This window comes from Salegentibacter sp. Hel_I_6 (assembly GCF_000745315.1).
GTDB lineage: Bacteria > Bacteroidota > Bacteroidia > Flavobacteriales > Flavobacteriaceae > Salegentibacter.
In genome coordinates this window covers 1,065,979-1,081,448 of record NZ_JQNQ01000001.1, presented here as the reverse complement: position 1 = coordinate 1,081,448, position 15,470 = coordinate 1,065,979, and the positions used below count along the sequence as shown (strand labels likewise).

Annotated in this window: 14 protein-coding genes; 9 read left to right on the top strand and 5 right to left on the bottom strand. The window is 38.9% G+C overall.

The window, feature by feature from the left end:
• Positions 1-26: 26 nt before the first annotated feature.
• From FG27_RS04840 to metK, 5 genes are all read right to left on the bottom strand, one after another.
• The gene (locus tag FG27_RS04840) at positions 27-965 is read right to left on the bottom strand and encodes a pyridoxal-phosphate dependent enzyme (protein ID WP_037316256.1); all 939 of its coding nucleotides are present in this window, start codon (positions 963-965) and stop codon (positions 27-29) included.
• A gap of 72 nt (positions 966-1,037) precedes the next feature.
• Positions 1,038-1,490 carry a universal stress protein gene (locus tag FG27_RS04835; protein WP_037316253.1) on the bottom strand — a complete coding sequence of 151 codons (453 nt, stop codon included), beginning with the start codon at positions 1,488-1,490 and terminating at the stop codon, positions 1,038-1,040.
• Positions 1,491-1,507: 17 nt separating this feature from the next.
• A complete protein-coding gene (locus tag FG27_RS04830) occupies positions 1,508-2,437 on the bottom strand; it encodes a glyoxylate/hydroxypyruvate reductase A (protein WP_037316248.1) in 930 nt (309 codons plus the stop codon).
• A 29-nt stretch (positions 2,438-2,466) separates the two neighbouring features.
• Entirely contained in the window at positions 2,467-3,831 is a 1,365-nt protein-coding gene (locus FG27_RS04825; RefSeq protein ID WP_037316241.1) for an acyl-CoA dehydrogenase family protein, read from the bottom strand.
• 134 nt (positions 3,832-3,965) lie between these two features.
• Complete coding sequence (gene metK / locus FG27_RS04820) at positions 3,966-5,222, bottom strand: methionine adenosyltransferase (RefSeq protein WP_037316238.1); 1,257 nt, start codon at positions 5,220-5,222, stop codon at positions 3,966-3,968.
• 923 nt (positions 5,223-6,145) lie between these two features.
• On the opposite strand from metK, the gene FG27_RS04810 reads away from it, so the two are divergent.
• The 9 genes from FG27_RS04810 (at position 6,146) to cobA (ending at position 15,469) form a co-directional block, all read left to right on the top strand.
• On the top strand, positions 6,146-7,438 hold the full coding sequence (locus FG27_RS04810) for an O-acetylhomoserine aminocarboxypropyltransferase/cysteine synthase family protein (RefSeq protein ID WP_037316232.1): 1,293 nt from the start codon (positions 6,146-6,148) through the stop codon (positions 7,436-7,438).
• A gap of 85 nt (positions 7,439-7,523) precedes the next feature.
• Positions 7,524-8,567, top strand: coding sequence for an alpha/beta fold hydrolase (locus FG27_RS04805; protein ID WP_051935763.1), 1,044 nt, complete (start codon positions 7,524-7,526; stop codon positions 8,565-8,567).
• A gap of 10 nt (positions 8,568-8,577) precedes the next feature.
• Entirely contained in the window at positions 8,578-9,651 is a 1,074-nt protein-coding gene (locus tag FG27_RS04800; protein ID WP_037316231.1) for an aspartate kinase, read from the top strand.
• Positions 9,652-9,673: 22 nt separating this feature from the next.
• A complete protein-coding gene (locus FG27_RS04795; RefSeq protein WP_037321953.1) occupies positions 9,674-10,837 on the top strand; it encodes a PLP-dependent aspartate aminotransferase family protein in 1,164 nt (387 codons plus the stop codon).
• Between the two features lie 95 nt (positions 10,838-10,932).
• Complete coding sequence (locus tag FG27_RS04790) at positions 10,933-11,349, top strand: Rrf2 family transcriptional regulator (protein WP_037321952.1); 417 nt, start codon at positions 10,933-10,935, stop codon at positions 11,347-11,349.
• Between the two features lie 130 nt (positions 11,350-11,479).
• Positions 11,480-11,731 (top strand): DUF2061 domain-containing protein, encoded by a 252-nt coding sequence (locus FG27_RS04785; protein WP_037316229.1) that lies wholly within the window; start codon positions 11,480-11,482, stop codon positions 11,729-11,731.
• 64 nt (positions 11,732-11,795) lie between these two features.
• Positions 11,796-12,425 carry a phosphoadenosine phosphosulfate reductase family protein gene (locus FG27_RS04780; protein ID WP_037316227.1) on the top strand — a complete coding sequence of 210 codons (630 nt, stop codon included), beginning with the start codon at positions 11,796-11,798 and terminating at the stop codon, positions 12,423-12,425.
• 175 nt (positions 12,426-12,600) lie between these two features.
• Positions 12,601-14,694: a HEPN domain-containing protein gene (locus FG27_RS04775; protein ID WP_037316224.1), complete on the top strand. Its 2,094-nt coding sequence runs from the start codon at positions 12,601-12,603 to the stop codon at positions 14,692-14,694.
• Complete coding sequence (cobA, locus tag FG27_RS04770) at positions 14,687-15,469, top strand: uroporphyrinogen-III C-methyltransferase (protein WP_037316219.1); 783 nt, start codon at positions 14,687-14,689, stop codon at positions 15,467-15,469. Before FG27_RS04775 ends, cobA begins: the two co-directional genes overlap by 8 nt.
• Position 15,470 lies beyond the last annotated feature (1 nt).

The following is a 15,470-nucleotide window of genomic DNA, read 5'->3' as shown; positions in this document are numbered from 1 at the left end:
CCTCGCAGGAGAAGCAATTCAAGGATTTAAAAAGGCAAATTGCTTAAATCTACATTCCCCCCTGAAATAATAATTCCCACTTTTTTTTCTCGAAATTTTTCTTTTTCACGTAAAACGGCGGCAAATGCAACTGCGCTAGAAGGTTCAACTACAATTTTCATTCTTTCCCAAATAAGTTTCATAGCCGCGATGATTTCTTCCTCTTCAACTCTTATAATTTCGGAAACAAACTTTTGAATAATTGGAAAATTCTTATCTCCTAGCTGAGTTTTTAATCCGTCGCCAATTGTATTTGTACTGGAATTAGTTTCAATTTTACCAGATTTTAGAGACCGGTACGCATCATCAACCTCAAATGGTTCAGCACCAATTGTTTTGCAATTATTTCCGAAGTAATTTGTAGCAAGTGCAGTTCCGGCAACAAGTCCGCCACCGCCAACCGGTGTAATGATAATATCTAAATCGGGTTTCTGTTCGAGTAATTCTATCGCTGCGGTTCCCTGCCCGTAAATGACTTCTAATTGATTGGATGGATGAAGAAAGCTGGCACCGGTTTCTTGCTGAATTTTAATGGCAGCCGCTTCCCTGGCTTTTAGGTTAGGTTCGCACTCTGTAATTTCTCCGCCATAGGTCTTTACAGCGTCTTTTTTAACTTGAGGGGCAGAAGAAGGCATCACGATATAGGCCGGGATTCCCAGGCTTTTTGCAGAAAGCGAAACCGCCTGTGCAAAATTACCTGAAGAATGAGTGACCACACCTTTTGTTTGTTCTTTTTCACTTAAAGCTAAAATTGCAGCAGTTGCACCACGCATTTTAAATGCGCCCATTCTTTGAAAGTTTTCACATTTAAAAAAGATTTCAGTTTCAGCGATTTTATTTAATAATCCTGAAGATAAAACTGGAGTACGGTGAATGTATGGTGAAATTTGTAAATGAAGTGTAGTAAATTCTTTCTTAGTGATCATTATAACCAATTTATGACCCTAAAATTAATAGAATTTTTTATTATTAAATTAAAGTTTAGCCTAAATAAGCGCTTATTTTTCTTCCCCGAAAGGAATGGAAAATACTGGAATTTCAGAATTTTTAAATAATTCTACCGAAACGCTTTCAGCAAAGAGATTATAAAAGAAACTATGTTTGTGGGTTCCCACAATCAACATATCAGCTTTAAGCTTTTTAGCTTCCTCCAGCACCGTTTCTACCGTAGAACCCTGAATAAGGAGTGCGTCAGATTCTATATTCTTATCTATGAACATTTCCCGAATTTGCTGTAATTCTTTATGTTCAGCTTTTAATTCATCGGCTCGCATATCTCTTATATATTGGGGGCCAGTATCATAACCTACAAAATCGGGGTCTGGGGCGGCCACGTGGACCACCCATATTTTTGCCCCGAATTTTTCAGCTATACTTTCAGCATACGACAAGAGTTCTCCCACAGCGTCGTTAAAATCTATGGCGACAAGAATGTTTTTGAAAACTTTCATAAGCTGAAATTTATAAATTAATAACCTCTATCTCTTTCAACCACATTCTTAAGCTCCTCATCATCCTTCATTCTTTCGTAATTGTCAATTATTTGAGGAATCACGGAGTCTGGATGTGTTACACTGGCAATATGTGGAGTTATTCTAATTTTTGGATGTTTCCAAAACGGGTGTTCGTCTCTAATCGGTTCTTCCCAGAAAACATCTAATGCCGCGCCAGAAAGATGACCATCATCTACTTTAGCCAATAAGTCCTGTTCTACTAAATGTTCGCCACGGGCTACATTAATTACATAAGCTCCTTTGGGCAATTTTTCAAATAAATCTAGGTTAAGTATTTCTTCGGTATCTGGTGTTAATGGCAACATATTCACCAAAATATTCGTTTGCTCCAGGAATTCATCAAACTCATTTTCTCCGGCAAAGCTTTCTACGTTTTCAAAATCTTTTTTATGCTTGGAAAAGCCTATAACCTGGAAACCGTTCTTTAATAAGCTATCGGCTACACTTTGTCCCAGATTACCTAATCCTAATATCCCAACTTTAACATCATTATTTCGGGTATATGGAACTGGCTCCCACTTTTCATTAATTTGACTTTCGCGGTAATGAAGCAGGTTTCTTTGATGTGCTAAAACAAGACTTAACACAAAAGTTCCCATATCCTCCGCCAGGCGATCGTCTACAACTTTGGTGATTTTCACGTTTTCGGGGAGCTCTTCATCACTGGTTATATGGTCTACCCCGGCACCCATAGATGCAATAACTTTTAGATTAGGGTAATTTTGAAATATCCCACGCGGGTGATTCCAGGTTAAGGCAAATTCTACTTCTTCCTTATCGTGATCTTCAGGATATACATAGATATCCATACCTGGATGTTGATTTTTTAAAGCTTCAACCCAAGCTTTCGGGTCTTTTCCCGGACTAACTACTAAAAATGACATTCTTAATTATTTTTTTGAATGGTTAATATTTAGCTTACAAAGGCACTGTATCCAGTAATGGCACGGCCTACAATAAGCGAGTTAATTTCTTTTGTTCCTTCATAACTATATATGGCTTCAGCATCTGCCACGAAGCGCGCTACATCGTGTTCAAGTAGAATTCCGTTTCCACCCATAACCTCACGGGCACGGCTTACTACATCTCTGGTTCGCATACTACAGAAAACTTTCGCCAAAGAAGCGTGTTCATCTGTAAGTAAGTCGGCATCCTGCATTTCAGAAAGTCTAAAAACCAGTGTTTGCATTGCTGTAAGATTGGAAACCATTTCTACCAAATGATTTTGTATTAACTGGTAGGAGGCGATTGGCCTTCCAAATTGTTCTCTTTTTCGGGTATATTTAAGTGCACTTTCGTATGCTCCACGAGCACAACCAACGGCCTGCCAGGCAACTCCAGCTCGAGTCATTCGCAATACTTTTGCGGTATCTTTAAATGAATCTGCCTTTTGTAGCCTATCGCTTTCAGGAATTTGACAATCGGTTAAGGTAATAATGGCATTTTGAACAATTCTAAGCGCCATTTTATCTTCCATTTTTTCGGCCTTATAACCAGGATTTCCTTTCCTTACCAAAAATCCCTTTACCTGGTTGCTATCTTCGTCTCGCGCCCAGATGATAATTACATCAGCAAAAGTCGCGTTACCAATCCATTTCTTCTGGCCGTTTAAAATCCAGTTTTCACCATCAAACTTGCAGGTAGTTTCGAGTCCCCCCGCAACACCAGATCCAACATTAGGTTCTGTAAGTCCAAAAGCGCCAATAGCATCTAATTTTTGCATCTTCGGAAGCCATTCCTGTTTTTGTTCTTCGCTTCCGCAGAGATAAATAGATCCCATAGCAAGCCCACTATGAACCCCGAAAAAAGTTGAAATGGAAACATCTACCCGGGCAATTTCCTGGGCGATGATACCCTCCATCAAAAACGGAAGATTTGGGCAGCCATAACCTTCATAAGGAACACCCGTGATATTTAGTTTCTTGAATTTCTCTATGATCTCGTGTGGAAATTTAGCGCGGTTCCAATGATCATTTACCAGTGGGCGAACTTCATCTTCCATGAAATTTCGCACATCCATTTGAAGCTTTCGCTGCTCCTCGTTAAGTTTAAGGTCTAGATTGTAAAAATCACCGGTAATAGGAGGAAGGTCACTTTGTCCTTTTTTCTGCTTGGTTTTTAACATTTTCATCAACCCCTTGAGTTGGCGTTCATCAAGCTGGCCTAAACTTTTCATCGCTGCTGAAAGATCTATTTGCTCATTTATTTTGGCGAGTTGATCCATATCAACCGACTTTAATAGGTTGATGGTGTTTCTTACTTTTCTAAAAACGGACATAAAATGTTTGATTGGTGTAGTCCTAAAATTAGGAATTAAAACTGCGTCCGGTTGTTAAAGCTTTCCGAAGAAAACGTCAAAAAAAAATACCGCTGATTTCAGCGGCATTTTAGGTGGTAATTAGAGATGATAATTTATAAACTAAAAGCTTCTTTAACCTTATCTACATAGTCAAGTTTTTCCCAGGTAAATAGCTCTACTTCTTTCTTTATTTCTCCAGAATATGGGCTTTTAAAGATTTTGGTTACCGTTCTTGGTTCTTTGCCCATATGCCCGTATGCTGCAGTCTCTCTATAAATAGGATTTCTAAGCTTTAAACGGTTTTCAATAGCCCAGGGACGCATATCAAAAATTTCAGCAACTTTTTTAGCGATTTCCCCATCCTTCATATCTACTTTGGAAGTTCCATAAGTTTCTACTGAAATTGAAGTAGGTTTTACCACTCCAATAGCATAAGAAACCTGCACTAAAACTTCGTCGGCAAGTCCCGCAGCAACAAGGTTTTTGGCAACGTGACGCGATGCGTAAGCAGCCGAGCGGTCTACTTTACTCGGATCTTTTCCTGAGAAAGCACCACCACCGTGGGCACCTTTGCCGCCGTAGGTGTCTACAATAATTTTTCTTCCGGTAAGTCCGGCATCACCGTGAGGCCCACCAATTACAAATTTTCCGGTAGGATTTATATGATAAGTAATATCATCATTAAACAGTTTCTGAACATAATCAGGTAATTGTTCTTTTACTCGTGGAATAAGAATTTCAAGAATATCTTTCTTGATCTTTTTCAGCATTTCATCATCATTCTCATCAAACTCATCATGCTGGGTAGAAACCACAATGGCCACAATTTTCTGCGGAACATTATCGTCACTATATTCTATGGTAACCTGGCTTTTAGAATCTGGGCGTAAGTAAGGGATATCCTTGCCTTCACGTCTTAATTTTGCCAGTTCAATTAAGATCTTATGGGAAATATCCAGAGCCAGAGGCATATAGTTTTCGGTTTCGTTGGTTGCATAGCCAAACATCATTCCCTGGTCCCCGGCGCCCTGTTCTTCTTTATTTTCGCGATCTACACCCTGGTAAATTTCCTGGGATTGCTCGTGGATTAAAGAAATAACCCCACAGGAATCCCCACTAAATTTGTAGGCTCCTTTGGTATAACCAATATCATTGATTACTTCGCGGGCAATGTTTTGTACATCTAGATAGGTGTTGCTTCTAACTTCACCGGCAAGTACCACCTGGCCCGTAGTAACCAAAGTTTCACAGGCGACTTTAGAATTTTCATCAAATGCAAGGAAGTTATCGAGTAAAGTATCACTAATCTGATCAGCGATTTTATCTGGGTGTCCTTCAGAAACACTTTCTGAAGTAAATAAATAAGCCATATTTTTAAATTAGTTTTTAAAAAATACGGGTTGAATTTGACAGGAAAGCTAAGGGAGTAGTGATACTGCTTTAGCATTTTTCTTACACTTCTTAAAAAGCATAAAAGGGTTGCAATCAGTCAAATCCTTCCCTTTAATAATTCGATTACAAATGTATAAAAATAACCTAAACTCATACTTCCTTTAACTTTCTTTTTCGTCCTGTTGAATTACTTTTCAAATTAGAATTAAACGTATAAAAATGTAAAGCTGAATTTATAATCCTGAAAAATAGATGTTTATAAATAGATTTTCAACTAAAAATGAATAATAAATAATTTTTAATCAATTTTATTCCTGAATATTTATTTTAAACTGATAAAAAACTTTTTTTCGTAAAAATTGAATTTGGGTTTGGATATTAAAAATTTCTGCCCTTATCTTTGTAACCAACAAAACAACGAAATGAATCAGGTAATTTGCAATATGATGCGTATGATGATGGGAAGAAATTCCGCAGCGCGCTCTATTGCTTAATTCTGAAAAGATATAAATTGCAAAAGCCGCTGCCACCGCAGCGGCTTTTTTTGTTTAAAAACTTAGTCATTTCCGCGGAGGCGGAAATTCAGAATAAGAAAATAGGTTAGTAAAAATTAGATTCCCGTCTGCACGGGAATGACAAAAATTAAAATATGATAAAGGCAATAAATAATAAGATGATGCGCACTATGATGATGTGTATGTCTATGCGACACATGAAACGCTATTGCCAAAACCGAATGTAACTTAGTTTGTTTAGAGTTCAATTAAAAGGTCCCCTTGGTAATAGCTACTTAAGGGGGCTTTTTTTATTTAAATAAGTCATTCCCACGAAGGTGGGAATCTATCAAAAAACAAAATCAAGCTTCTAAAAATGAAGCGCAACTTTAAAAAAACTAGAAATTATGAGTACTCAAAAATTTTCAACAAACGCATTACACGCCGGTCACGATACAAAAACTAACGGAGGAACAAGAGCGGTGCCTATTTACCAAACAACTTCTTATGTTTTTAATAATTCAGATCACGCTGCCAATCTTTTCTCACTTGCAGAACCGGGTTACATCTACACCCGTTTAAACAATCCTACCAACGATATTTTGGAACAACGCCTTGCTTCGTTGGAAGGAGGAATCGCTGCGGTAGTGACAGCATCAGGAACGGCTGCCATCAATACTACACTTTTAACGCTTTTAAAATCTGGAGATCATATTGTAGCTTCAAGCAGTTTATACGGCGGAACTTACAATTTGCTAAGTGTAACTTTACCCAGGTTTGGAATCACAACCACTTTTGTTGACCCGGAATATCCTGAGAATTTTAAAAAGGCTGCTAAGGAAAATACCCGTGCCGTTTTTGTAGAATCGCTGGGAAACCCAAAACTGGATGTCTTAGATCTTAAAGCTATAGCTGCAGAAGCCAACGCGCTAAAAGTTCCCTTCATAGTAGATAATACAGTTGCTACGCCTTCCTTGCTAAAACCTATAGAACACGGTGCCGATATTGTTATTGAATCCCTTACCAAATATATTAGCGGAAACGGGACTTCGCTTGGAGGAGCCATTATAGATGCCGGAAATTTTAACTGGGCAAATGGAAAATTCCCCGAATTTACAGAACCTTCGCCGGGTTACCACGGGCTCGTTTATCACGAAGCTCTAAAGGAAGCTGCTTTTATCGCGAAAGTGAGAATTGAAGGTCTTCGTGATCACGGCGCGGCTTTAAGTCCGTACAACGCTTTTCAGATCTTACAAGGTTTGGAAACGCTGGAAATCAGAATAAAGCAGCATAGTGAAAATGCCTTGAATCTTGCCACCTGGCTGGAGCAGCAGGAAGAAGTAAAATGGGTTAATTATCCCGGCTTAGAGAGCAGCAAGAATAATAAACTTGCGAAAGAATATCTTCCAAAAGGGCAAAGTGGTGTGGTTACTTTTGGAGTTGAAGGAGGCTTTGAATCGGCTAAAGTTGTAGCAGATGAAACGAAACTTTTCTCCCTGGTTGCTAATATCGGCGATACCAAATCTTTGATTATTCATCCTGCCAGTACTACGCATCAGCAACTGGACGAAAAGCAACAAGCTACCACCGGGGTTACACAAGATCTAATTCGTCTTTCGGTAGGCCTGGAAGATGTGGAAGACCTAAAAACAGATTTAAAAGAAGCTTTTGCTAAAATTGATAAAAAAGCACTGGTATAATTTATTGTTGGTGGAAAGGCAAAGGAAAAAGCAGCCAGGTTAAGTCTTTTTCCTTTTGCTCTTTCTAATTCAAAAAAATAAGAAAATGCTACAGGAACTCTGTTTAAAAGATTTTAAAAATTCCGCGGGAACGGTGCAGGATATTTATTTGAGCTTTCAACAATTTGGGCAAAATCCGGAAACTGCTCAGGTGGTTTTAATAAATCACGCGCTTACCGGAAATTCCCAAATTACAGGAAAACTCGGGTGGTGGACAAAAATTGTCGGACCTCAAAAGTGTATTGATACCGAAAAATTTAGCATCCTGGCTTTTAATATTCCGGGAAATGGTTTCAACGGAAAAAAGGAACATTTAATTGAAAACTATAAAGAATTTACGCTTCGGGATATTGCCAGAATTCAGGCGTTGGCACTTCAGCAATTAAAAATTAAAAAACTCTTTGCCATAATTGGTGGCTCTATTGGTGGCGCTTTGGCCTGGGAACTCGCGGCTCTAAAACCAGATTTAGCCGAAAATATTATTCCCATCGCTACAGATTATAAAGCGACCGATTGGGTGTTGGCAAATTGTAAAGTGCAGGAACAAATTCTGAATAATTCCAAAGAGCCGGTAAAAGATGCCAGAATGCACGCGATGACTTTCTACCGCACCCCACAATCTTTAAGTAAGAAATTTAATCGTACTAAAGAAGATGTGAAGCCTTGTTATAAAGTAGAAGGTTGGTTGCAATATCACGGAGATAAACTGGAAGAGCGTTTTCAATTGGCATCATACAAGTTTATGAACCACTTGTTAACTACCATAGATATTAGCAAAGGCAGCGGTAATTACCTGGAAGCCGCAAAGAAAATTAAGGGCAATATTCATATTGTAACTGTGAATTCTGACTGGTTTTTCCTGGCCGATGAGAATTGGGATACGTATGTAAACCTTTCGCTGGTAAAAAATAATGTAAATATCTACGAAATAAGATCAATTCACGGGCATGATGCCTTTTTAATTGAAGCTTCGCAATTGTCCAGATTTTTAAATCCTGTATTTAAAACCAGGACTATAGAAAATGAAAGCAGCGCAGTTCTGGAAGCAAAAAGTTTTAACAAACAGGCAAATTCCCAAATTTGGGGTTAAAATATAATAGATGAAAAAAGTAAACATCATCTTGTTTGGAATCGGTAACGTAGGCAGTACCTTGATCCAGCAACTAATAAGTGCAAAAAAGCAGTGGGAAGAGCATTCCGGAGTTTCTGTAAGTATTCCTGTGATTGCAAATTCAAAAAAAGCACTTTTCAATGCTGATGGAATTTCTGAAAGCTGGCAAAAAGATTTCAAGAAATCTGCTGAAAAGTATAAACTAGAAGACATTCTCGATTTTACCAAAGAGCACGATTTGGAACATCTTATTGCTATAGACGCTACGGCGAGCAAGGAGTTTGTAGAGATTTATATTCGGTTAATTCAAAACGGCTTTAACCTGGTAGCCGCCAATAAAGTTGCGAATACACTTTCTGCCGATTTCTATAAAAAATTGCGCAAAGAATTAGATTACCACGGGAAACATTTTTTCTATGAAACCAATGTGGGTGCCGGTTTGCCAATTGTACAAACCGTACAGGGCTTGCACCAGGCCGGGGAGAAAGTCACTAGAATACGCGGAGTTTTCTCCGGTTCGCTAAGTTTTATTTTCAATACTTTTTCTGAAAATAAAGAGAAATTCTCTGATGTTTTGCAAAAAGCCGGAAACCTGGGTTATACCGAGCCCGATGCCCGTGAAGATCTTTCGGGAAACGATGTGGGAAGAAAATTATTGATCCTGGCGCGCGAGCTTCAGCTGGAAAAGGAGTTTCAGGAAGTGAAAATTCAATCTTTAATTCCGGAGCAGTTAAACGGACAAACGTCCGCGGAAGAATTTCAGCGTAGAATAGGGGAGCTGGATGAAATATTTTTTCAGTATAAAAAAGAACAAAACAAAGATCACGTGCTACGGTACATTGGAGAAATTGAAGTAGGAAGCGCCAACCTGGAGGCAAAACTTATTTCTGAACCCAAAAATACCGCGCTGGGCCAAATTAAAGGCGCCGATAATATTTTTGAAATTTACACTGAATCTTATGGCGATCAACCGCTGGTGATTCAAGGAGCCGGGGCAGGAGCAGCGGTAACCGCTCGCGGTGTAGTTAGCGATGTGCTCAAATTATCACAAAGACTTAATTAAAAATCCAACAAAACCAACAATTATGCATTTTGAAACCGAAGCCATTAGAACACAAAATGAACGCACCCAGTACCAGGAGCATTCTACTCCACTGTACTTAACGTCCAGTTATGTTTTTGATGATGCTGAAGATATGAGAGCTTCCTTTTCTGAAGAAAAAGAGCGCAATATTTATAGCCGATTTACCAATCCAAACACTTCAGAGTTTACTGAGAAGATAGCGAAAATGGAAGGCGCAGAAGCCGGGTTTTCATTTGCAACGGGAATGAGCGCTGTGTTTTCCAGCCTTGCTGCGCTATTGAATAGTGGGGATCATATAATTTCGGCAAGATCGGTTTTTGGGTCAACGCATAGTTTGTTTACCAAGTTTTTTCCAAAATGGAATATTTCGCATTCCTATTTCAATGTGAATGAAGTCGATAAAATTGAAAGTTTAATAAAGCCGGAAACAAAAATTATTTTCGCCGAAACTCCTACAAATCCCGGTGTAGATATTTTGGATTTAGAATTACTGGGAGAAATTGCTAAAAAGCATAATCTTATTTTAATAATTGATAATTGCTTTGCCACGCCCTGGCTGCAGAATCCTATAAAATTCGGAGCGCATTTGGTAATACATTCGGCTACAAAATTAATAGACGGGCAAGGCCGCGTTCTGGGCGGTGTAACAGTGGGAAATGCCGATTTAATTCGGGAAATCTACCTGTTCTCAAGGAATACGGGACCGGCTTTGTCGCCGTTTAATGCCTGGGTGCTTTCTAAAAGTTTGGAAACACTTTCGGTAAGGCTGGACAAGCATTGTGAAAATGCTGAAAAAGTAGCCGAGTTTTTAGAGACTGAAGCCAATGCTGAAAATGTAAAATATCCTTTTTTGAAGTCGCATCCGCAATATGAAATTGCGAAAAAACAGATGAAAAAAGGAGGAAATATCGTAGCTTTTGAGATTAAAGGGGGCATTGAAGCGGGAAGAAAATTTATAGATGCGATCAAGCTTTGTTCAAGATCGGCAAACCTGGGAGACACGAGAAGTATTGTTACGCATCCTGCTTCTACAACACATAGTAAGTTAAGTGAAGAAGACCGTTTAGAAGCAGGCATAAAACCGGGTTTGGTAAGAGTTTCAGTAGGTTTGGAACATGTAGATGATGTGATAGACGATTTAAAACAAGCTTTAAATTCAATTTAGGTATGGTAATTTCAGCAGGATTCGGACTTTTTGATTTTTCCGTAGAGAATTTAATAATAAATGCGAAAAAGTCAAACTTTAAGTATATTCGCCATATGCTTTCAAAAAAGACCAAATACGGTATTAAAGCCCTTGCCTTTATCGCTAAGAGAACAGATAGAAAACCTGTGCAAACTTCAGAGATCTCTAAAAGTGAAAATATCTCGCAGAAATTCCTTGAAAGCATTCTTCTGGAATTACGAAAATCGGGATTTTTAGGATCTAAAAAAGGAAAAGGTGGTGGTTATTACCTAATCAAAGAACCTGGAGATATCCAGATGACTTCAGTAATTAGGGTTTTGGAAGGCCCTATTGCAATGGTGCCCTGTGTAAGTCTTAACTATTATGAAAAGTGTGATGATTGTCCCAGCGAAGAAACCTGCTCAGTTCATAGTTTAATGATACAGGTTAGGGATAGTACACTAAAGGTGTTGGGCGATAACACTTTGGCCGATCTCGCATTTAGAAAATAGGTTGAAAATCAAAATGTTAAATACTTAAATTTAAGCTCATATTAATTGGTCTGTATAAAAAACAAAGTTACTTTTGTTTTATAACCTAGTAATCCGATAGGTTAATAGAATTTCAAAATTAGTAAGCAGTATGATACTGGATCAGGTAAAATCAAAAAGCACTTATAAGAAGGACACTACTTCAGAGAAACCCTTACGGAGTATTTTGAAAACAGTGAGCTGGAGAATTGTAGGAACTGTAGATACGATCGTTATTTCCTGGGTGCTTACTGGAGAGATTGAAACTGCCCTGGCCATCGGGTCGGTAGAATTAGTGACGAAAATGATCCTTTATTTTGGCCACGAGCGCCTTTGGAATATGATCAGTTTTGGAAAAGAATAAAATTTGTTTTAGCAAAAGAATATAAAGAATACTTATGTCGGAAACGACCATAAACTTTTAAATAATGAAACGGTACAGCGAAAAAGAATTGAAAATCCTCAACCAGCAATTTAAAGGAATAACGCCGGCTGAGATCGTACAATGGGTGATTTCCAATGCGGCAAGACCGGTGGTCACTACTAACTTTAGACCTTATGAAGCCGCAATTTTACATGCAGTTTCAGAAATAGATCCGGTGATAAAAGTAATTTGGTGCGACACCGGTTACAATACCCCGCAAACCTATATACACGCAAAGCATGTAATAGATAGGTTAAAGCTCAATGTAAAACTTTATACCCCAAAACAAACCGCTGCCTACCGTGATGCACTTTTTGGCGGAATTCCTGATATCAATAATCCGCAGCACGAGGATTTTACAAAACAGGTGAAGTTAGAACCTTTTCTACGCGCTATGCGTCAACAAAACCCAGATGTTTGGTTTACCAATTTAAGAAAAGGCCAAACCAGTTTTCGAGATAGTATCGATATTTTAAGCTATAGTAAAGATGGGATCTTAAAGGTGAGTCCATTTTACCACTGGAGTGACGAAAAACTGGATGCTTATCTGGAGCAAAATGATTTGCCAAACGAATTCAAATATTTTGACCCTACAAAAGTCTTAGAAAATCGTGAATGTGGTCTTCACGCTTAATTTCAAATAATTGAATAAACAAAAATCAAATACGAATATGCGCCGTGTTATGTGGAATCAAAACACTTAAAAGCTCTTTTTATAAAATCTATAAAAGGTCCTTTTAAGTGTAAACTCGAAAAGGACCTTTTTTATTAATGCCTGTTTCCAGGCTTCATTTTAAATACTATTAGCAATGCAAAGTTTTAGAACCGAAATAGAAAACCCAGTTGTAGAGAAAGACATCCTGGATTTAGAGAAAAAAATCAGGCTGTTTCGTGAAGGAAAAGCCGATGAAGAAAAATTCCGAAGCCTGCGTTTGGCGCGTGGGGTTTATGGACAACGACAGGCGGGAGTACAAATGGTTCGTATAAAACTGCCGTTTGGAAAAGTAACTTCAGAACAACTGCATAGAATTGCCAATGTTTCAGATGAATATTCTAAAGGTCGATTGCATATCACCACCCGCCAGGATATCCAAATTCACCACGTAAGTCTCGATAGAACACCAGAACTCTGGGCGCAGTTGGAAAAAGATGATATCACTCTACGTGAAGCCTGCGGAAATACCGTTAGAAACGTTACCGCTTCCCCAACGGCTGGAATTGATAAAAATGAGCCTTTTGATGTTTCTCCTTATGCCCACGGAACTTTCCAATTTTTTCTTCGGAATCCAATTTGCCAGGAAATGGGAAGAAAATTCAAGATATCCTTTTCTTCATCTGATGATGATACGGCGCTAAGCTATATTCATGATCTTGGTTTTATCGCAAAATTAAAAGATGGAAAGCGCGGATTTAAAGTAATGCTAGGCGGCGGACTCGGTTCTCAACCTAGACACGCCGATGAACTGTATGATTTTCTTCCTGCGGAAGAATTACTGCCGCTGATAGAAGGTGTATTAAGAGTTTTTGATCGACACGGGGAACGTGCAAAACGCTTAAAAGCCAGAATGAAATTTCTAATAAAAGATATTGGCAAAGATGCCTTTATGGAATTAGTTTCCGAACAAAGCACGGCGCTTTCTAAAAACCATCCGGAATTTGAGGTTGAAAAATTTGAAGTCGCACCACCACTTCAGGAAGTTGAGGTGCCTTCGGTAGAAATTGAAAATCAAAAAGATTTTGAAACCTGGAAAAGCACGAATGTAATTCCGCAGAAACAGGAAGGATTATTTGCTATCGGAATTCGGGTTCCGCTAGGCGATTTTTACACCGGTGGTGCGAGGAAATTAGCCGATTTGGTTAAAAAATACGCCGGAAATGAGATCAGGTTAAGTTTAAGGCAGGATATTTTAATTCGCCACGTTCGGGAGGAGTTTTTGCCATTTTTCTATTCAGAATTAAAGAAACTTGATTATGCCGAAGCCGGTTATAATAAAACCGTAGATATTACGGCCTGCCCGGGAACAGATACCTGTAACCTGGGAATTGCCAGTAGTACGGGAATTGCCGATGTGTTGGAAGATGTTTTAAAAGAAGAATACCCGCAGTTTATAAACGGGAAAGATATTACCATAAAAATAAGCGGTTGTATGAATGCCTGCGGGCAACATAATATGGCCGAGATCGGTTTCCAGGGAATGTCAGTTAAAGTCGGGAAAACTGTGGCACCGGCACTTCAGGTATTGTTGGGTGGCGGAACACTTGGCGATGGGCAGGGTCGTTTTGCTGATAAAGTGGTAAAAGTGCCCAGTAAACGCGGGCCGCAAGCTTTGCGAGTATTGCTAAACGATTTTGAAGCAAACGCGAATTCCGAAAGAAAATTTGCTGAATATTACGATCGACAGGGAAAAACCTATTTCTATGATTTGCTAAAAGATTTAGCCGATACTTCCAACTTAACAGAAAACGAATTTGTGGATTGGGGACACGAGAAACCTTATATAAAAGCTGTAGGAGTAGGCGAATGTGCCGGCGTGGTTATAGATCTTATCGCAACACTTTTATTTGAAAGTGAAGAGAAAATTGATAACGCAAAAAGTGCACTGGAAAGAAAAGCCTGGGCCGATAGTATTTATCATTCCTATACCTCAATCGTAAATTCTGCTAAGGCTTTATTACTTGCTGAGGATGTAAAAACCAATACCCAGGCGGGAATAATTGCACAGTTTGACGAGTTGTTTGTAGACACCGGTAAAATCGAATTATCGACATCCTTCAAAGAATTTGCTTATCAAATGAACGAGCACGAGCCAACCGAAGCTTTTGCCAATAAATATTTAGAAGACGCGCAACTATTCTTAAAAAGGGTAGATGCATTTAGAACAAAGGAGGTACAAAATGTATAATTCACCAAAACTAAGCGTGGTTGGCGCCGGTCCCGGAGACCCGGAATTGATCACAATTAAAGCATTAAATACTTTAAAAAATGCCAAAGTGGTGCTTTTTGATGCGCTTATTAATCGCGAATTACTAGAATATGCGCCTCAAGCCGAGCATATTTTTGTTGGAAAACGAAAGGATAAACACAGATATTCTCAAGATGAGATCAACGAGCTCATCGTAAAATATGCTCTGGAAAGAGGTCACGTGGTTCGTTTAAAAGGAGGCGATCCTTTTATCTTCGGAAGAGGTTCTGAGGAAATAAATTATGCCAAAAGTAAAGGTTTGGAAACCGCGGTAGTTTCAGGGATCACTTCTTCAATTGCAGTTCCTGCAAATATTGGAATTCCGCTTACGCAACGCGGAACTTCCGAGAGTTTTTGGGTAATTACCGGAACCACCACCCAAAAGAAACTTTCAGAAGATGTTAGGCTCGCGGCACAATCTACCGCAACGGTGGTGATCCTGATGGGAATGGCGAAACTCACTGAAATCGTGGATATTTTCAGCTACTACGGGAAAGAAAATACTCCGGTTGGAATTATTCAGAATGGAACTACTGAAAATGAGAAATCAGGTTTCGGAACTATAAAAAGTATAGAAAAAGTAGTTGCCGAAAAACAATTAACCGCCCCGTCGATCATTGTTATTGGTGAGGTAGTTCGTGAAAGCGGAAAGCTTAAAGCGGTTACTGAAAATTTCGTAGAATACGAACTTAAAAATTCCCCCATTGGGGGCTAGG